This is a genomic window from Spirosoma sp. 209, assembly GCF_002006735.1.
GTDB lineage: Bacteria > Bacteroidota > Bacteroidia > Cytophagales > Spirosomataceae > Spirosoma > Spirosoma sordidisoli.
This window is the reverse complement of sequence record NZ_MVEC01000002.1, coordinates 551938-569116: the sequence shown is the minus strand read 5'-3', so window position 1 is coordinate 569116 and position 17179 is coordinate 551938. Positions and strand designations below refer to the sequence as shown.

19 protein-coding genes are annotated in these 17179 nt (G+C 57.5%); 11 read left to right on the top strand and 8 right to left on the bottom strand.

Annotated elements, in window-relative coordinates:
* Positions 1 to 69: 69 nt before the first annotated feature.
* The 3 genes from B1C80_RS05585 to B1C80_RS28065 form a co-directional block, all read right to left on the bottom strand.
* Entirely contained in the window at positions 70 to 2499 is a 2430-nt protein-coding gene (locus tag B1C80_RS05585; RefSeq protein ID WP_077920056.1) for a prolyl oligopeptidase family serine peptidase, read from the bottom strand.
* 63 nt (positions 2500 to 2562) lie between these two features.
* Positions 2563 to 3672 carry a sensor histidine kinase gene (locus B1C80_RS05580; RefSeq protein WP_077920055.1) on the bottom strand — a complete coding sequence of 370 codons (1110 nt, stop codon included), beginning with the start codon at positions 3670 to 3672 and terminating at the stop codon, positions 2563 to 2565.
* A 41-nt stretch (positions 3673 to 3713) separates the two neighbouring features.
* Entirely contained in the window at positions 3714 to 4538 is an 825-nt protein-coding gene (locus B1C80_RS28065) for a CPBP family intramembrane glutamic endopeptidase (protein ID WP_139361588.1), read from the bottom strand.
* A gap of 153 nt (positions 4539 to 4691) precedes the next feature.
* On the opposite strand from B1C80_RS28065, the gene B1C80_RS05570 reads away from it, so the two are divergent.
* From B1C80_RS05570 to B1C80_RS05555, 4 genes are read left to right on the top strand one after another with little or no spacing between them, the layout of a single operon-like run.
* Positions 4692 to 4973, top strand: a complete 282-nt coding sequence (locus B1C80_RS05570; RefSeq protein ID WP_077920054.1) for a YciI family protein — start codon at positions 4692 to 4694, stop codon at positions 4971 to 4973.
* 5 nt (positions 4974 to 4978) lie between these two features.
* The gene (locus B1C80_RS05565) at positions 4979 to 5689 is read left to right on the top strand and encodes a hypothetical protein (RefSeq protein ID WP_077920053.1); all 711 of its coding nucleotides are present in this window, start codon (positions 4979 to 4981) and stop codon (positions 5687 to 5689) included.
* 4 nt (positions 5690 to 5693) lie between these two features.
* On the top strand, positions 5694 to 6377 hold the full coding sequence (gene hxpB / locus B1C80_RS05560; protein ID WP_077920052.1) for a hexitol phosphatase HxpB: 684 nt from the start codon (positions 5694 to 5696) through the stop codon (positions 6375 to 6377).
* 28 nt (positions 6378 to 6405) lie between these two features.
* Positions 6406 to 7206, top strand: a complete 801-nt coding sequence (locus tag B1C80_RS05555) for a PhzF family phenazine biosynthesis protein (protein WP_077920051.1) — start codon at positions 6406 to 6408, stop codon at positions 7204 to 7206.
* 7 nt (positions 7207 to 7213) lie between these two features.
* Here B1C80_RS05555 and B1C80_RS05550 read toward each other — a convergent pair whose 3' ends face one another.
* Genes B1C80_RS05550 through B1C80_RS05540 form a run of 3 tightly spaced genes read right to left on the bottom strand, consistent with a single transcriptional unit; the run spans position 7214 to position 9656 of the window.
* On the bottom strand, positions 7214 to 8431 hold the full coding sequence (locus tag B1C80_RS05550; RefSeq protein ID WP_077920050.1) for an N-acetylmuramoyl-L-alanine amidase: 1218 nt from the start codon (positions 8429 to 8431) through the stop codon (positions 7214 to 7216).
* Positions 8418 to 8831, bottom strand: coding sequence for a DoxX family protein (locus tag B1C80_RS05545; RefSeq protein ID WP_077920049.1), 414 nt, complete (start codon positions 8829 to 8831; stop codon positions 8418 to 8420). Before B1C80_RS05545 ends, B1C80_RS05550 begins: the two co-directional genes overlap by 14 nt.
* A gap of 12 nt (positions 8832 to 8843) precedes the next feature.
* Positions 8844 to 9656: a DUF4198 domain-containing protein gene (locus B1C80_RS05540; RefSeq protein WP_077920048.1), complete on the bottom strand. Its 813-nt coding sequence runs from the start codon at positions 9654 to 9656 to the stop codon at positions 8844 to 8846.
* A gap of 66 nt (positions 9657 to 9722) precedes the next feature.
* Between B1C80_RS05540 and B1C80_RS28505 the strand changes: the two genes are divergently transcribed.
* The 4 genes from B1C80_RS28505 to mtgA all read left to right on the top strand — a co-directional run bounded on the left by B1C80_RS28505 (position 9723) and on the right by mtgA (position 12561).
* Positions 9723 to 9878 carry a hypothetical protein gene (locus B1C80_RS28505; protein WP_165358825.1) on the top strand — a complete coding sequence of 52 codons (156 nt, stop codon included), beginning with the start codon at positions 9723 to 9725 and terminating at the stop codon, positions 9876 to 9878.
* A gap of 49 nt (positions 9879 to 9927) precedes the next feature.
* Positions 9928 to 10386 carry a GNAT family N-acetyltransferase gene (locus B1C80_RS05535; RefSeq protein ID WP_077920047.1) on the top strand — a complete coding sequence of 153 codons (459 nt, stop codon included), beginning with the start codon at positions 9928 to 9930 and terminating at the stop codon, positions 10384 to 10386.
* Positions 10387 to 10457: 71 nt separating this feature from the next.
* Positions 10458 to 11624: a radical SAM family heme chaperone HemW gene (gene hemW / locus B1C80_RS05530; protein ID WP_077920046.1), complete on the top strand. Its 1167-nt coding sequence runs from the start codon at positions 10458 to 10460 to the stop codon at positions 11622 to 11624.
* Between the two features lie 106 nt (positions 11625 to 11730).
* On the top strand, positions 11731 to 12561 hold the full coding sequence (mtgA, locus tag B1C80_RS05525; protein WP_201723551.1) for a monofunctional biosynthetic peptidoglycan transglycosylase: 831 nt from the start codon (positions 11731 to 11733) through the stop codon (positions 12559 to 12561).
* 53 nt (positions 12562 to 12614) lie between these two features.
* Here the strand turns inward: mtgA and B1C80_RS05520 are convergent, their stop codons facing one another.
* Complete coding sequence (locus B1C80_RS05520) at positions 12615 to 12968, bottom strand: hypothetical protein (protein WP_077920045.1); 354 nt, start codon at positions 12966 to 12968, stop codon at positions 12615 to 12617.
* A 60-nt stretch (positions 12969 to 13028) separates the two neighbouring features.
* Here B1C80_RS05520 and B1C80_RS05515 point away from each other — a divergent pair, with 60 nt between their 5' ends.
* Entirely contained in the window at positions 13029 to 13490 is a 462-nt protein-coding gene (locus B1C80_RS05515) for an OsmC family protein (RefSeq protein WP_077920044.1), read from the top strand.
* A 126-nt stretch (positions 13491 to 13616) separates the two neighbouring features.
* Complete coding sequence (locus tag B1C80_RS05510; RefSeq protein ID WP_077920043.1) at positions 13617 to 14411, top strand: thymidylate synthase; 795 nt, start codon at positions 13617 to 13619, stop codon at positions 14409 to 14411.
* 581 nt (positions 14412 to 14992) lie between these two features.
* Here the strand turns inward: B1C80_RS05510 and B1C80_RS05505 are convergent.
* Complete coding sequence (locus B1C80_RS05505) at positions 14993 to 15304, bottom strand: 2TM domain-containing protein (RefSeq protein ID WP_077920042.1); 312 nt, start codon at positions 15302 to 15304, stop codon at positions 14993 to 14995.
* Between the two features lie 137 nt (positions 15305 to 15441).
* On the opposite strand from B1C80_RS05505, the gene B1C80_RS05500 reads away from it, so the two are divergent.
* Positions 15442 to 17148 carry a helix-hairpin-helix domain-containing protein gene (locus tag B1C80_RS05500; RefSeq protein WP_077920041.1) on the top strand — a complete coding sequence of 569 codons (1707 nt, stop codon included), beginning with the start codon at positions 15442 to 15444 and terminating at the stop codon, positions 17146 to 17148.
* The last annotated feature ends 31 nt before the right edge of the window (positions 17149 to 17179 follow it).

Here is a 17179-nt window from a genome sequence, read left to right as displayed (position 1 = left end):
TTCATGCTCAGAAACCTCGTACTCATACCTGTAAAGCAGGCATACCCTGCCTGCGTCCGACGGATTGGTCTAAAGCCGTTCGTTGAAGAGCTTCAGGATGCGTTTGTATTCATCCATCCAGCTGGTGGGTTCTACGAAGCCGTGATCCTCAACCGGGTACAGAGCCAGCTCCCAGTTTTCCTTTTTCAGTTCGATGAGCCGCTGGGCCAGCCGGATGGCATCCTGAGCGTGCACGTTTACGTCGACAACTCCGTGGCAGATGAGCAGATGCCCGCGCAGCCCTTCGGCAAAATTAATGGGCGACGATTGTCGGTATGCCAGTGAGTCGGCCTGGGGTTCGTTCAGAATATTAGCCGTGTAGGGGTGGTTATAAGCCGCCCAGTCGGTTACCGGACGTAGCGCTGCCCCTGCTTTAAACGTTTCGGGCGCGGTAAACAGGGCCATGAGGGTAATGAATCCGCCGTACGAGCCGCCATAAATACCGATACGATCGGCGTCGACCCCCTGCGTTTTTACCAGCCACTGAGCCGCGTCGACATGATCGGTCAGGTCTTTACCGCCCATATGCCGGTAGATACCCGTACGCCAGTCGCGCCCATAACCCGACGAGGCCCGGTAGTCGATGTCGAGAACGGTGTAGCCCTGATCGGTCAGCAGGTTATGAAACATGTACTCGCGGAAGTACTGGCTCCACCATTTGTGGGCATTTTGCAGGTACCCGGCCCCGTGGACAAACACGACACTTTTGCCATTGGCTTTCTCGGGTTTGTAGAGCCGGGCGTAGATCGACTGCCCATCGCGGGCCGGAATGGTAACCAGACTGGGTTCCCGCCAGGGGTAAGCCCTGAACGCATCGGTCGGCGAATCGGTCAGCCGGATCGGGGTTGGGGTGGCGCTGGTTTTCCTCGACGCCGTCGCCGACTGAAGTTCGGCCGGAGCCGCCACGTATAACTCCCAGGGTTGGGTGCTGCCCGAGTAGCGGATAGCCAGTCGGGTTTCGTCGGGCGACAGCGTCACGTCATTGGCTCCGGTCATGGTGGTTAGCCGGGTACGGGCGCCACCCGTAGCGGGCATCCGGTAAAAGTGCTGCTCGCCGGGATGCACTTCGTTGGTTTGCAGAAAAAAGTGCGTTTTGTCTCTGGATAGAAACGCCTGCTGCACCTCAAATTTGCCCGATGTCAGTTGCTTACGGGCTTGGGTCAGTACGTTTACCGTATAGATGTGCGAATAGCCATCGGCCTCAGACTGGAACCAGATGGTCTGGTTATCGGCCAGGAAGCCGAGATTACCCGTACCGCCGTTTGGGCCGACCCCCGGACCGCCAATCCAGGCATCGTCGTGCTGGCGGTCGAGCAGGGTTAACTGGGGGCTGTCGGCCAGGTCGAGCCGCATGATCCAGCGGTCTTTGTTGTCCTGCGACCGAACGACCACAACGGCCAGTTCCCCATCCTCTGACCAGACGGGGCCGCTGATGACAACGGGCCGGGATTTTCGGCTGGTATCGGCTTTGCTGCCGGCTTTCAGAAAGGCCGGCCGATCGGTAATACCCGGAATCTCCTTTGTCGGTACGCTGCGAACGGTATCTTTCTGAATGTCATAAACGAAAAACTCCTGGGCTGCCAGCGGAGCGCCTACTTTCGGGCGGCCCGGAATGTCTTCGGTATAGCCCGATTCTGTAACGTAATTAGGTACAATGGTCGTTTTGGCGCTGGCCGATCGGGATAGCCGGTAGGTGATAAACCGACCGTCGGGGCTGAGCAGCGGGTTCACGAGCTGCTTATCGTCGAGGTAGATCTCTTTCGGCCGGCGGGGGCGGTCGGCCTTCGTGATGCGGTCGGCAGCGTCTTTCTTCGCTTTTCGTTCGGCAAGTACGGTCGACAGGCGCAGCTGATCGGCCTTCAGGAATTTCTCTTCGTCGGTCAGTTTGGGGTCGCCCTTCTTCGATCCGGTTTTGAAATCGGTTAGCTGGGTGAGGAGACCGGTGGAGAGGTCGAGGCTGAACAGGTTCGGGCTACGGCGAAAAACGATCCGCTGTCCGGCACCCGCCGACCCCGACTGAATCCAGGCCGGGTCGCTTTCGGTCTCGACGGTATTGGTCAGCTGTCGTTGTGCATTGGTCTTTACATCCACCAGAAACAGATCGCCCTGGCGTTCAAAGAGCCGCTGGGTGCGGGCCTGGTTAAAGACGGCGTTGGGCGGAGTGGCCAGGGTTCGTCTTTCGGTCGGGCTGACTTTAAGCGGTTTTGTCGGGGCCAGGGTTTTACCCGCGCTAAAGGTTACCTTGTAAAGCGAGTCGCCCGGTTCGCGGGTCGGGTTCCAGCTGAAGTACAGCGTTTTGGAGTCGTCGGACCAGAAGGGGTTGAAGGGGGAGGTGCCTACCCAGCCCTTGGGGTCCTGCATGATGGTTTCGACGGTGAGGGTAGGTCGTGATGGGGGAGTCGGCTGCGCCGATGCTGCGGCCGTCAACAGCAGAAGCGGCCAGCCAGAGAAGCGGGTCATAGACAGAAGGACGTGGGGAAAACAGGCTTGAAAGCCGGAAATTAGCAAGAAATGCCGAAGGCGTTAGCTGTTTTGGAGCACAATCGTCAGCGCAACGTCAAACACGTCGTTTTCTTCCTGAATCGTAAGGGTATGCCGCTTGGGGTACAGCAGGGCCAGTCGCTGCTGTACATTGTCGATGCCGGTGCCGGTACTGGCGCCGAGCCGGTTGGTTGGGATAATGCTGTTGCGGCATCGGAACGACAGCTGGCCCTGCTCTACAGTGAGTCGGATGTCGACAAAGCAGGGCTGGCTCATGCTGATGCCGTACTTGAAGGCATTTTCGATGAACGATACCAGCAGCAGCGGGGCAATCTCGGCCTGCAGACCGTCCCAGCGCATGATGGACTGAATCCGGATGGTGTCGAGCCGCGGTATGCGCATCTGGTGCAGCTCGATGGTGTCTTCCAGAAACTTGATCTCTTTGCCGATGGGTGTCCGGTCGCGTTTGGACTCTTCGACCATGTGCCGCATCACCCCCGAGAGGTGTTCGATGCCGACCGCCGTTCGGTCCGAGTCGCCGGTGAGGGCGGTGCCGTAGAGATTATTCAGCGTGTTGAACAGAAAATGGGGGTTCACCTGGGCTTTCAGGGCTGCCAGTTCGGCCTGCGTCTTTTGCTGGATCAAGCGCTGCTGATCGCGTTTTTGTTGCCGGTAGGCCCGAACGAACGTGAATACGAGGGCGTATACCCACGAAAAACTAACGCTGCTGACGACCATGGCCTGATCGATATGCCGCTCGAAGATACCGGCGTAAATACCCATCAGAAAGGCAAACCCGATGAAGAGGGCTACCGCAAACCCGAAAAATACGGGGGCGCTCCAACGGCGGTCGCGGTCAAATACCCACCGGTAGAACCAGTAGCAGCCGTGCACACAAACTACGAAGATCAGATTTATCAGCAGCGTGATCTGGAGGTACACAAATGGCTGACTGGCGTACTGATAGATGACGGCTGTACCGGCGGGGGCTTTACCCGCGGGTACAAACCGAATCATCAGGTAGTACTGAACCAGGCTAACGGTTACCCAGATGAGCAGGTGAATCAGGAGTAAACGAACCTCCCGGTTCACGACGAATCGTTTGACAACTGACGGAAGGGGGAGCCTCAGCGATAAGGAAAGGGGCTTCATCGGGTATAAAAACAGAATCGATACTGAATGGAGGAAGGGAATCAGGCCGGTTGCTGAGGGAGTATCCGGTCGAGTGCCCGATAGACCCCGTAGCAACTAACGGCCGCAACGACCAGCAAAGCCACGTACAGACTGTTGTCGCCGATCCACTGTTGTGTGTAATTAACGCTCATATCGGGCGACTCGTCGAAGTACAAACCCAGCGATCCGATACTATTATTGACGAAATGTAAAAAGATACAGGGCCACAACGATCGGGTGCGGTAATACAACCAGCCCAGCGCCAGCCCCAGCAGCGTAGCACCCACTGTCTGTACCGGATTGAGGTGCATCACCCCGAAGATAACGGCCGACCAGACAATGGCTTGGGTGGGCGAATAGCGTTTCAGAAACCCGTCGGTGATAATGCCCCGTAGCAGAATCTCCTCCAGGATGGGCGCGCAGACGACCGCCGAAAAAATGGCGTCTTTGGTAAACGCATCCCGCATAAGCTGCTCGAGCCAGTCGGGCGTGGGCAGTACCGAGGTCAGGGGTTCGATCAGCAGACCCAGCGCCACCGTACCCAGCGCCACGAGCGGAAATACCGCCGGCGCTACCGGAGCAAACGAAAGAGCCGACGACCGGCGCTGCCGGAACGCAAACCAGATGGTCAGGCTAAAGGCCAGTATGTAGGCCAGGGTGTCGCCAACGGCTTTCAGGTCGGGGGCCAGCTGGCTGATGAGTAACGACGGCAGAGCGGCCGGAATGCCGGCCAGCAGCAGCAGACCAATCAGGCCCCAGGCCTGCAGCAGCGACGGATAGGGCGTTGGCGTAGCACTCGGCGGGGCGTTTGTCGGAAAATCGGTTGATCTGAAATTCGTTTCCATGAAAAGGCGATCTATATAGGCGTTTTGGTAAGAATGACGCAAAACTAAAGTACCCGGCCGGGCACGACAAAAATGTGGGACGAACCCGCTGGACTATGGGATGAAAACGGCGAAAGATGGTATCTTGCCACACAACCCGCGAATTTGAAGCTCATGAAATACGTCATCCACGCGTATGATCACCCTGCCAGTCTGGACCGGCGTATGGCTGTTCGGCCCGCCCACCTCGATTATGTTCGTCAACTCAAGGCCAACGGGCAGTTCATTCTGGGCGGGGCACTGCTCGACCCCGATGGGCAAATGATTGGTTCTATGCTTATGCTGGAACTGGAGTCTGACGAGCAGCTCCGGCAGTATCTGCTCACCGATCCCTATATCGTTGAACGCGTCTGGGACCGCATCGATGTAAAACCGTTTCGCCAGGCTGACGTCTAGTGATTATGTTTCGTACTACGCTTTTCCTACTGACAACGGTGGCCTGGCTGGCAGAATCGTGCCGGCAACGGGCCGATACAACAAACACAGAACCAGTTGCGGCTGCCACCGCAACCAGCCGCCAGCCAATCGACGCCAGGGCTTTTCTGATCGTTCCCGGCAAACGGGTCGGTACCATCACGGCTACCTCTACCGAAGCGTCGCTGATGGCCCGCCTAGGCCCGGCTGTTGTGACGCATGATACCATTTACGTGGCCGAGGGCGAGACGACCGTCGGCACCACCCTGTTTCGCGGCACACCCGATCAGGCAGAAATTATCTGGAAAGATACCAGGACATTCAGTAAACCCGACGCTATTCTGTTACGACCGTCGCACCAAAAGAGTGGTCGCTCGGGCAAACCCTCGCGCTGGGCGCTGGAAAATGGACTGAAAATTGGTAGTACCCTGCGCGAAGTCGAGACAATTAACGGTCGGCCCTTCCAGCTCTACGGCTTCGGCTGGGACATGGGTGGCCTGGTTGGGGACTGGCAGGGGGGAGTATTACAACCTAAAGGACAGCTTTCGCTCCTCAGTGTTCGGTTTTCGATCGATTCGGCCCCGGCGAACGACCAGAAGCTGGCCGAACAGGTCATGGGCGACCGGCCCTTTGCAAGCAGCAATCCGGTCATGCAAACGCTTAACCCAACTGTCTCCCAGGTTATGGTGAGACTCTAGTACGTTGATACACGCAGCTATTTTTGATATGGATGGGCTGCTGGTGGACTCAGAACCCCACTGGCGGTCAGTAGAGCAGGAGGTTTTTCGGACCGTAGGGCTGAACCTCACCGACGAAGAGTGCATGCAAACGACAGGCATGCCTATTCCGGCCGTTGTCGACTACTGGTACGGACGCAGCCCCTGGGTCGAAACGCCTGGCCTTAGCCGAGCCGAAATCGGGGCTACCATTACCGAGGGCGCTCACGAACGGATTGGCCAGCTAGCCGAACCGATGCCGGGCGCTCTGGCCATACTCGACTTCTTCGCCGAACGGGGTGTGGCTACGGCTATTGCCTCGGCCTCGCCGATGAGTCTTATCGAAGTAGTCGTTAACCGGATGGGTATTCGCGACAGGCTGGTGCTCTGGCATTCGGCTACGCTGGAAAAACGGAACAAGCCTGCGCCCGATGTGTATCTGGGGGCGGCCCGTAAACTGGGTATCGATCCGGCCCGGTGTCTGGCGTTCGAAGACTCGGGTACGGGGCTGGCCTCGGCCCATGCGGCCGGTATGCGAACGGTAGCGGTACCGGCCGAATTTGAAATCCGCGACCCGAAGTTTGCCCTGGCCGATCTGATACTACCATCGCTTACCCAGTTTACCCCGCAGCTGTTCGAACAGTTGCAGTCTATAAAGCACTATTCCTGAATAGAACCATAGAACCCGGTCACCCCTTATGAAAATTTATCAGCTTGACGCTTTCTCCGACCAGCTGTTTGCTGGCAATCCGGCCGCTGTGGTGGCGCTTCCAGCCTGGCTCCCTGACGACCAGATGCAGCGAATTGCGGCTGAAAACAACCTGGCCGAAACGGCCTTTTACGTACAAACCGATCAGGACGCTACCTTCCATATCCGGTGGTTTACGCCAACGGTAGAGGTCGACCTGTGTGGTCATGCGACCCTGGCAACCGGGCACGTTGTCTTTTATCTGGAAGAGAAACCGGATACCGACCAGATTTTCTTTGAGTCGCGCAGCGGCCTGCTCAAGGTATGCCGCGGTGATGATGGCTGGCTCACGCTCGACTTTCCGGCCGATATTGTTCACAAAGCGAATGTGCAGCCGCCCGCGCTGGTAGCCAGCCTGGGCGAAAAACCCCGGGCGGTGTACAGAGGGAAAACGGACTACCTGCTGATTTACGAAAGTCAGGAACAGATTGAAGCGCTGACCCCCGATTTCCGGGAGATGGCCACCGTACCGGCCCGGGGCGTGATCGTAACGGCGCCGGGCGATGCCGATAGTGGCGTCGATTTCGTGTCCCGCTTCTTCGGCCCTCAGTCCGGCATCGATGAAGACCCCGTAACGGGTTCGGCCCATACTACCCTGACACCCTACTGGGCCGAACAGCTGGGAAAAAACGAACTAACGGCCCGCCAACTTTCGCAGCGGGGCGGTTACCTGCGCTGCAAACTCAACGGCGAACGGGTCGATATTGCCGGGCAGGTGCAACTCTATCTGGTGGGCGACATCCTGATTTAACGATATACTAGCGTACGCTGTCGGCCAGAAACTGTCGGATGCCTCGTCGGATGGCTTTGGCCATACGATGGCGAAACCGCCTGTCGGTAATCAGGGCTTCGTCGGCGGGGTTGCTCAGGAACGGTCCCTCAACCAGCACGTTGGGGTAATCGGTTGGGGCATTGAAGAAAAAATTGAAGTGCCCAATGTTCCCAAACTCGTTGGGGTGGCCGTCGTTCGTTCTGATTTGCAGCAGCTCGTGCAAAATGTGCTGGCTCAACGGCCGGAAACCCGGGTGTTTGTAGTACGTGCTGACTCCGCGCACGCCTGCATTACCGGCCGAGTTGAAATGAATGCTGACGAGCAAATTGGGTTGCGCCCGGCGCATGGCCAGAATCCGGGCGGTGGGGCCCAGCAGGGTATCGGTAGCGCGGGTCATGAGTACCCGGCTACCGGCCCGTTCGAGGAGCCGTTGCAGCCGCAGGGCTACATCGAGCGTCATCTCTTTCTCCAGTTTTCCGGTCTGCTGGCCGCGCGCACCCGTGTTGGAGCCGCCATGCCCTGCGTCTACGGCGATTACCAGGTCCCGTAAGCGGGCTCGGCCGGGCGGTCGACGCACGCGGATCAGCAGCGTGTTGCGTTGATAATAGATCGCGTAACCCCAGGGCTGCCGGTGCTTCAGATCAATATAAATCCGGACGGATTCGTCGGCGAGCTGCTCAAACCAGACCCGCTTCACTTCGGTAGCCGAAGACAGCTGGGTAATCCAGTTCGTATTGGCAGTAGCCCCGAAAACATCGACAATAAGCCGGCCGGGGTCGTTGTGCACCTGACTCCGGTAGGGCAGTCGGGTGGGCAACCGAACCGCTACGTAGTCGAAGGGCCGGGTCGAGTCGCCCGACACGGTCCAGTTGTTGATGAAACTCGCCGAACCGGGTTGACTGGCCGTCAGTGTGTCGGCAATGATCTGATCTGTTGGCACGAAGGCCGATAGGGTAGGAGAAAGCCGCACCCGCCATAATCTGGATACTGTATCGAGCCCGGTTAGCCGGAGTACGACCCCGGAGTCGAGGGTTTCCATGCGGGCTCCGCCGAGTCGGTCGGTACCCTGGCCGTAATAGAGTGGGGTCAGAGCGGTGCGTGTATAGCCCGTCAGCAGGGTGTCGCGCAGGACTGGAGTCTGAGCTACCAGTCCCGTATGGGTCAGGACGAAAACGCTAAGGGATAGCCAGTTAAATACCTTCATCAATGGATGGTTTGCCGGGGCCGTTGAGTAGTAAGAATACGCTGACGGCCCAGATAGTAAGGGCCGGCAGGGTGTTTTTAAACGTATCGCCGATGGCTAGGTGGGCAACCAGCAGGGCCAGCGAAAAGTTGATGATCAGGAACAGGGCAGCCCAGCGGGTTTTCCAGCCCAGCACCAGCAGGATACAGCCAATAAATTCGGTGTAGGCCGACAGCGCGGCACTCACCATCGGCAGCGGAAATCCCAGGCTGGTAAGCCAGTCGGCATAACCCGGTAAGCCCTCTGCCGGGTTGAGCGCCGTATGACCCGCAGCGTCGTAAAGCTGGTAGGCAACCACCAGCCGAATCAGGAATGGTGCATAAGCCCGGTAGCGGTCCAGGCTGTTCAGCAGGGTGTTCATACAAATTTGGGGTTATCGACAGCCAAACGTCAGGCTGCCCCAGTAACTATGCCAATCGGCCCGACCATACCGGGCCTGGGCTGTATCGCTGGCCGGAACCATATGTACGACACTGATCATATTCTGACCCGATCGGAGCCGGAACCGAACGCGTCCCTGCTGATCGGATCGTTGCCGTTCTTCAGAAAGTCGGTTGGCTGCGTTGCGGTTCCAGTATCGGACCAGCGCATTGGCAACGGGTTTCTGCCCAAACAAAACCTGGAATTCGCCCTGCTGCCCGGCCCGCTGGTCGTAGGGGTTTCGGCTGGCCCGTATGTCGAGCGGTAAGTTGGTATTGGTCGCAAAAGTCCGATCTGTTTTCTGGCCTACCTGCACGAGGGTTTTCACGCAGCGCTGGTACAATTCCCGACTGGGCTTACGGCTGTCGCCCCGTTGTTGCCGGGCCGCGATAACTCCGTCAAGCCCATCTTCTTTCAGATACAGCAGAAAGCTATCGGCCTTCATCGTCAGAAACTTGGGCGTGTTGCTGAAACTGAACAGGTGAGTACCGGGTGAAGTAAGCACCACGGATACATCACTGTAGGTATCACCGGATAGGGTTGGGCTGAGGTCGGTAATACGGTTAGCTGTGTAGTGCCTGTACTGAATAATTCGGTTTTTCTTACCCTCCGAAGGTTCGCCCAGAAACCCTTCGCCAACCAGAATCTTCAGGCTAATCCGGTTGCCAGCCTGGGCAAAATACTGACTAGGTTGCAACCAGAACTCGTGAGCCAGTACTATACCGGCTCCCAGGCACATGCCCAAAGTGACCCAGAATTTTTTCATAAATCTTATTTGTATTAAATCTAAATAGATATACCTTTGCAGTGTACCAGCAGCCAGTAAACAGTCATGACTGACGATTCTTTCTCTTCTGTAACAACCCTTCCTGCCTCTGATGCGAAGCCGCTTCTGTCGTTCAACGCTTTCGTTGGGCAGGAGTGCGTGCTGAAGAAATGCTGCAAGAAGTACAAAAAGGGCAAACGCTGCAAGAAATGCCCCGACTGATCGGCCGGAAGTTGCCGAACGTTTGACGTCTGTACACCATCTTTGCCAGATGAATATTCAGTACGAACGGGTGGCTGGCTTGCCTGCCGAACCCCTGGCTGCGTCTTTTCTTCTCCTCCTCAGTTCCGTTTTTTCTCGTCCCGAGGCCGACCTGCTGGCCGAGTTACACTATCAGCACGCCCGAACGCCACTACTGGCCGAGCTGGCTATCGATCCGCTTCACGAACAGGTGGTTGGCTGTAAGCTGGGGTATGAACGCAAACCCGGTCATTTCTACAGCTGGCTGGGCTGCGTCGATCCGACCCGTCGGGGGCAGGGTATTGCGTCAGAGCTGATGCGTCGTCAGCACGACTGGTGTCGTGACCAGGGCTATCATACCATCCGTACCCAAACCTACAACCAGTGGCGCGAGATGCTGATTCTCAATCTGCGTTTCGGCTTTGCCATTACCGGGACCCTGCAGGGCCCGCATGGGCTAACTATTGTGCTGGAAAAATCGCTGCGCTGACCGGTTGCGGGCCGGTTAGATAGGGCTGAGGCAACGGAACCTGCGGTTCTGGTTTGGTGTCATATACCTACATGCATCTGTACGTTCACATACCCTTCTGCAAGCAGGCCTGCCATTACTGCGACTTTCACTTTAGTACAAGCCTGGGGCATAAATCGGCGCTGGTCGATGCGTTATGCGCCGAGCTGACCATGCAGGCCGACTATCTGCCCGACAAAACGCTGGAGACAATCTACCTGGGCGGGGGAACGCCTTCCCTGCTGACCGAGGCCGAGCTGGATCAGCTTTTCAATACCATTTACCGACAGTTTACCCTGGTAGCCGGTGCCAGCGGTACGTTGCCCGAAATAACCCTCGAAGCCAATCCGGATGATTTGAGTCCTGACAAGCTTCACATCCTGAACCGCTACGTGAACCGGCTCAGCATCGGAATCCAGACCTTCGACGAGCCGACCCTCCGGTGGATGAATCGCGCCCATACGGCCGTCGAAGCGCGCGCCTGCGTCAGCCAGGCGCGCGACGCCGGGTTTGAGAACCTGAGCGTAGACCTGATCTACGGCATTCCTGATCGGGCCACGTCAGGCCGGACCGCGTCGGCATGGCAAACGGATGTGGAGACCATGCTGGCCTTGCCCGTTACCCACCTGTCGGCCTATGCCCTGACCATCGAGCCGGATACCGCGTTTGGCCGGTGGACAAAAACCGGGAAACTGCCCCCCGCCGATGAGGGCCTCGCAGCTACACAATTTGAAGAGCTGACCCAGGCCCTGACCGGTGCCGGATACCGCCATTATGAAATCTCCAACTTTGCCCGGCCAAACGACAGGGGGCAGATCCAGTATGCCCGGCATAATACGGCCTACTGGCAGCGCCGGCCCTACCTCGGCATTGGTCCCAGTGCCCATTCATACAATGGTTTCTCGCGCCAATACAACATAGCCAACAATGGGCGTTATATCGCTGCGATCAGCGCCGGTACGTTGCCCGCCACCGTGGAGGAGCTGTCGGTAGCCGATCAGGTGAACGAGTACCTCCTGACGGGATTGCGTACCCAATGGGGCTGTTCGGTTGCTGAGCTGAGCCAACTGCTGGGCGCCGACTTTACGCAGGTGCAGGCCCGCGAACTGAACCGCCTGTATGCGTCGGGCTGGTTGACGAACGAGAGCGGGCAGTTGCTTCTGACCCAGGCCGGTAAGCTCTTTGCCGACCGGGTAGCCGCCACGCTGTTTGTGGAGTAACGCTCTGGTTGGGTGTTGCCCCAGAATAGAAATTGTTTATCCTGTCGATTCGGTGTTCGGATTTCCGGTATCAATACTGCTATTTTCGCGCAACAGACCCGCTTCTATGAATCCGCAACGTCGTGCCAACACCTTTCGCGATATGCCGCAGCAACCCCGCCCCAAAGCGACTCATGCGTCAACGAGCCGCCTGCAGAAGACGGGTCGCTGGCAGCAGGCGCGTGGGTTCATCCGGCAGCGACCCCTGCTGGAACGGGCCTACTGGTTCTGCATCAAGGCGTTTCTGTGGCTCTTCTTCGGGTCGATCGGCTACGTGATCGTGCTTAAGTACGTGCCGGTCTGGGTAACGCCCCTGGTTGTGTCGCGCTGGTTCGATACGGTCGGTACCGACGAGCCGGGGCGGGTCTACAAGAAATGGCGACCCTACGACGAGATCAGCAAAGAAGCCGCCCTGGCCGTGGTCTCGTCCGAAGATCAGGCCTTCCCAACGCACTGGGGGTTCGATTTTGACGAAATCCAGGATGCGATCAAGGAGAACCAGCATCGGAAACGGCCGCGTGGTGCCAGCACCATTTCGCAGCAGGTCGCCAAGAACGTGTTTCTCTGGAACGGGCGGAGCTACATCCGTAAAGGCCTGGAAGTATACTTCACGGTACTGATCGAGCTGATCTGGGGCAAGAAACGGATTCTGGAAGTGTATCTGAACGTGGCCGAAACGGGGCCGATGACGTTTGGGGTAGAAGCCGCCAGCCAGCGGTTCTACGGCCATCCAGCCGCCACACTCAGCCGCAACGAAGCGGCCCGTATTGCCGCTGTTCTGCCCAATCCCCGCCAGTTGTCGATCCAGAAGCCGTCGAATTACGTACAGCGACGAACCCGCCAGATTGCCCGGCAGATGCGTTACCTCGGTGGGCAGAAATACATCCGGAACTTATAGAGTGGTGAGAAAGGAGCGGCCTGGCCCGGCAGCTCGCTGCAGCAGAGCGTCTGCTAGAACAAACCCCGGCCCAGCAGGTGCTCGATCGAGACCGGCTCGTGGTGCAGGATAAAGAAATAAATCAGGCCTGCCAGTACCACATAGCTGATAGCCAGCCACTTTCTTTTCTGGGCAAATTCGGCCGGATGGTGGTAGTAATCGTAGATCATGGACGCCGACAGGCCCATGACCATCAAAAAGAACGCGAACACCCCAAAATCTGTTCGGTACATACTCACTGACTGCATGAAACGGGCACCTGACAGGATGTACAACAGCCAGCAGCCAAAACCGGCCCGGTAGAGGTATACGCTCAGCCGCCGGTCGTTTTTCAGGTTAAAGAGGTCGTCAGTGAATTTTTCGGACATGACTCCGTTTGTTTAAGTCTGTGAAAGTACAAACGATACCCTATAAACGCAAGAAATACAATGCTTGATTCACAACCGGTTGCCACTGTTCCTGAATTTAATACGATGCAGGTAGAACTCGTTCGGGTCGACGATGCCTTTCATTTTGAGGCCGTTGGTACGTCGGGTGTTGTGCAGCATATTGACGCAGCGACCGACATTGGCGGACATAATGCCGGGGCCCGTCCCATGGAGATGCTGCTGATGGGACTGGCTGGCTGTTCGGCCATCGATGTCATCCTGATTCTGCAGAAACAGAAGCAGGTTATCGACGGATTCCGGCTGTCGGTCGACGGGCTTCGTCAGAAGGGAGCTACGCCCGCCCCCTTCCAGAAAATTCACCTGACCTATACGTTAAAGGGTGCTCTCGATTCCGATCGCGTGAAGCGGGCTATCGACCTGTCGATGGATAAATACTGTTCCGCCACGGCCCAGTTTCGGCCTACCGCGGCCATTACCTATTCGTTCGAGATTGAGTCCTAGGTTCTTACCGGCGCGCATCCGGTTCGGACGCGGACACCGGCCGGAGCGCGCGGCATGAAAAAAGCGATTTGCCTGTTGACTTCCGGCCGGTAACTACCGACTTTTGGGTTCATTTCGACATCGCCCATGCGCCAGTATCACGATCTGCTTCGACATATTCTTGCCACCGGAACCCGTAAAACAGACCGTACCGGCACTGGTACCATCAGCGTTTTCGGCTACCAGATGCGCTTCAACCTGCAGGAGGGCTTTCCGCTGGTGACCACCAAGAAAGTACATACGAAGTCGATCATCCACGAATTGCTGTGGTTCATCAAAGGCGATACCAACATCAAATACCTGAAAGACAACGGCGTTAGTATCTGGGACGAATGGGCCGACGAACAGGGCGACCTGGGCCCCGTTTACGGAAAACAGTGGCGTAGCTGGAGCGCGCCCGACGGCCGCGTGATCGACCAGCTCAGCGAGGTGCTGCGGCAGCTGAAAAACTCGCCCGACTCGCGCCGGATCATTGTCTCTGCCTGGAATCCGGCCGATATTCCGAACATGGCTCTGCAGCCCTGCCACGCCCTGTTTCAGTTTTATGTGGCCGATAACAAGCTGTCCTGCCAGCTCTACCAGCGCAGTGCCGACGTCTTTCTGGGTGTGCCCTTCAATATTGCCTCCTATGCGTTGCTGACCATGATGGTAGCTCAGGAGTGTGGACTGGAAGCCCATGAATTTATCTGGACGGGGGGCGACACGCACCTGTATCTGAATCACCTCGAGCAGGTAGAGACCCAGCTAGCGCGCGAGCCGCGTCCGCTGCCGGTCATGCGGCTGAACCCCGACGTACGGTCGGTATTTGACTTCACCTTTGCCGATTTTACGCTCGAGAACTACGACCCCTGGCCGGCTATCAAAGCGCCGGTAGCGGTATAGCAGCACCGCCCCGATCAGAAAAACGGCGTTGGCCGATCCCATCGTAATGTACCAGAACCAGCTGGGCGGAAAAAACCGGTAGCTGCTCTCAACCAGGAAAGCAGCATACAGGCTCGTTACGGATGCGCCCATGCCGCCATAATGCCAGCCTAGCCAGGACGGCATACCGGATCGGATTGCGAGCGGGACCAGCCCGATCAACAGGGTAATCAGACTACCGACGGCACCCCAGTGGATGACTCCGAACCGGCCGAACAGAAAATAAATCTGGAACGCGGTCAGCAGGAGCACGGCCATACTCACTACGTAAACCCGGCCCAGCCGCCGGTGCTGGCGGGTACCTTTCGGCAGAAAAAGAACCCCCGTTCCTGTCGCCATCGCCACGAGCGCAGCTGTCAGATGCAGCACGCTCGTTGGCGAGTGGAGTATCGTTTGCATACGTGGCGTAGAGCCGGGCGTTTCGCTCCCTCGTTCGCCTGTCCTCATCCCGGCTCATAAACATGTACTCGCGGGGCGGCAAAGTGTTTGGTTAACTTAGTGTCTATCCCGTTTTCGACTGGAATTAGCCCAGACGGCTGCGGTCAGCGCGACTGATTGCGGAGCTTCTCGTACTCCCGTTCAACCATGCCCCGCTCGTCGGGCCGGGCATAGACGCTGAAGTAGTGAGAAGCGAGCCCAATGCCCCAGCCGATCATGGCAAACAGCGGCCAGGGCAGTCCATACCCCCGAAAGACCGGCTGACTGAAGGAGCCCATGTGAGTAATCAGATAGATTAGCCAGAGACCGGCATTGACGATCAGGTAAGAGCGCAGGTGCATGATGAAGCCAACGCGTTTTTTGGCTTGCTTCCATAAAAGATCGTCGCGCTGGGGAGAAACGGATTGGGTGGTCATGACAAGGATTGGTTTTCAGGGTTGCTGAGGCTGGCTTCTGCTGGCCTTCTGATGATGTAAAGATGGGCGACGCCATGGGCCCACACCCGTGAAATCCGACCAATTGCCTATTTTGCAGCATAAATGCGGCTTATACAATGACCAATTCCGAAATCGTTGACCTGCTCGAACTAACGGGCCGGCTGATGGAACTCCACGAACAGGACGCCTTCCGGACGCGAGCGTTTAGCTCGGCGGCTTTCAACCTCGACAAATCAACCGCCGATCTGGCCAACCTGCCCGTCGACGAACTTATTAAACTGCCCGGTGTCGGAAAATCGGTAGCGTATAAAATCCGCGAGATTGCTGATACCGGCCGCCTGACCGAACTCGACGAACTGCTGGCTCAAACGCCTGCCGGGGTGCTGGATATGTTCCGCATCAAAGGACTGGGGGTGAAAAAAATAGGTACGCTCTGGCGTGAACTGGGCATCGTGAGCCTGGGCGAACTTCAGCAGGCCTGTGAAGAAGGGCGCGTGGCTACCATCAAAGGCTTTGGTAAGGCTACTCAGGACAAGATTCTGGCTGCGCTGGAGTTCCTGCAGGAGCAGAAAGGCAAAGTACGGATGGACAAGGCGGCCCAGATGGCCGGTCTCCTGCTCGATGAACTGACCCCGCATTTTGACCGGGTCGAGGTGAGCGGGCAGGTTCGGCGGAAAGCCCAGGAAGTCGATACGGTACAGCTGCTGATCCAGACCAGCGACCCGATTTCTGCTATGCTGACTCTGAACGGGGTACCTAACCTGCTGCCGAACGAGGTCGAGTCGTCGCCCTTTGCCTGGCGGGGCCAGCTCGATGGGTTCGACGTACGCGTTGAATTGCTCCTGGTAGCACCCGATCAGATAGACCGGCAGCTGTTTATCCTGTCAGCGGCCGAGCCGCACCTCCAGCAGGTGGGCAGCGGGGGAGCTTCGCTGCTTCAGGTGGCCTATACCAGCCCCGATACTTCGGAAGTGGCTATCTACGAACGGGCCGGCCTGCCGTATATCGTGCCCGAAATGCGCGAAGATGAGTTCGCCTTCCGCTGGGCTACCCGACACCGTGCCGACGAACTCGTGACCTGGGATGATCTGCGGGGGACACTGCATAACCACAGCACCTGGTCAGACGGCAAGCAGTCGGTGGCCGAGATGGCGGCCTACTGCCGCGAGCTGGGTCTGACGTATTTCGGCATTGCCGACCATTCCGTAACGGCCAGCTACGCCAACGGACTCGATGCCGAACGCGTTCGGGCGCAGCAGGCGGAAATCGACGCGCTCAATGCCGGCTTCGGCACCGGGTTTCGCATTTTTAAAGGAATCGAGTCCGACATCCTGGGCGACGGATCGCTGGATTATGACGACGAAACCCTGGCCAGTTTCGACTATGTAGTAGCAAGCGTTCACCAGACGCTGACCATGTCCATCGAAAAAGCCACTACGCGGCTGCTGCGCGCCATCGAAAATCCCTACACTACCATTCTGGGCCACCCGACCGGCCGACTGCTCCTGGCGCGGGAGGGGTATCCCATCGATCATCGCGCCATTATCGATGCCTGCGCGGCCCATCAGGTTGTGATCGAAATCAACGCCAGCCCGTATCGGCTCGACATTGACTGGCGCTGGATCGACTATGCCATGGAGCAGGGCGTTATGCTGAGTATAAATCCGGATGCGCATACGCTGAGCGGTTTGCTCGATATGCATTATGGCGTTGCCGTCGGGCGGAAAGGCGGTTTAACCAGGCAAATGACCTTCAATGCGTTGTCATTGGACGATATGCAGACTTATTTGCAGAATCGAAAGTTGGGAATAGGGAAGAAATAGGTAAGTTTAGCTTTACTATTCATGCTAAACG

What these genes read in the sequence shown, in the direction of transcription:
- B1C80_RS05585 (WP_077920056.1), bottom strand. Translation starts at nt 2,499, where the DNA reads ATGACCCGCTTCTCTGGCTGGCCGCTTCTGCTGTTGACGGCCGCAGCA.
- B1C80_RS05580 (WP_077920055.1), bottom strand. Translation starts at nt 3,672, where the DNA reads ATGAAGCCCCTTTCCTTATCGCTGAGGCTCCCCCTTCCGTCAGTTGTC.
- B1C80_RS28065 (WP_139361588.1), bottom strand. Translation starts at nt 4,538, where the DNA reads ATGGAAACGAATTTCAGATCAACCGATTTTCCGACAAACGCCCCGCCG.
- B1C80_RS05570 (WP_077920054.1), top strand. Translation starts at nt 4,692, where the DNA reads ATGAAATACGTCATCCACGCGTATGATCACCCTGCCAGTCTGGACCGG.
- B1C80_RS05565 (WP_077920053.1), top strand. Translation starts at nt 4,979, where the DNA reads ATGTTTCGTACTACGCTTTTCCTACTGACAACGGTGGCCTGGCTGGCA.
- B1C80_RS05555 (WP_077920051.1), top strand. Translation starts at nt 6,406, where the DNA reads ATGAAAATTTATCAGCTTGACGCTTTCTCCGACCAGCTGTTTGCTGGC.
- B1C80_RS05550 (WP_077920050.1), bottom strand. Translation starts at nt 8,431, where the DNA reads ATGAAGGTATTTAACTGGCTATCCCTTAGCGTTTTCGTCCTGACCCAT.
- B1C80_RS05545 (WP_077920049.1), bottom strand. Translation starts at nt 8,831, where the DNA reads ATGAACACCCTGCTGAACAGCCTGGACCGCTACCGGGCTTATGCACCA.
- B1C80_RS05540 (WP_077920048.1), bottom strand. Translation starts at nt 9,656, where the DNA reads ATGAAAAAATTCTGGGTCACTTTGGGCATGTGCCTGGGAGCCGGTATA.
- B1C80_RS28505 (WP_165358825.1), top strand. Translation starts at nt 9,723, where the DNA reads ATGACTGACGATTCTTTCTCTTCTGTAACAACCCTTCCTGCCTCTGAT.
- B1C80_RS05535 (WP_077920047.1), top strand. Translation starts at nt 9,928, where the DNA reads ATGAATATTCAGTACGAACGGGTGGCTGGCTTGCCTGCCGAACCCCTG.
- hemW (WP_077920046.1), top strand. Translation starts at nt 10,458, where the DNA reads ATGCATCTGTACGTTCACATACCCTTCTGCAAGCAGGCCTGCCATTAC.
- mtgA (WP_201723551.1), top strand. Translation starts at nt 11,731, where the DNA reads ATGAATCCGCAACGTCGTGCCAACACCTTTCGCGATATGCCGCAGCAA.
- B1C80_RS05520 (WP_077920045.1), bottom strand. Translation starts at nt 12,968, where the DNA reads ATGTCCGAAAAATTCACTGACGACCTCTTTAACCTGAAAAACGACCGG.
- B1C80_RS05515 (WP_077920044.1), top strand. Translation starts at nt 13,029, where the DNA reads ATGCTTGATTCACAACCGGTTGCCACTGTTCCTGAATTTAATACGATG.
- B1C80_RS05510 (WP_077920043.1), top strand. Translation starts at nt 13,617, where the DNA reads ATGCGCCAGTATCACGATCTGCTTCGACATATTCTTGCCACCGGAACC.
- B1C80_RS05505 (WP_077920042.1), bottom strand. Translation starts at nt 15,304, where the DNA reads ATGACCACCCAATCCGTTTCTCCCCAGCGCGACGATCTTTTATGGAAG.
- B1C80_RS05500 (WP_077920041.1), top strand. Translation starts at nt 15,442, where the DNA reads ATGACCAATTCCGAAATCGTTGACCTGCTCGAACTAACGGGCCGGCTG.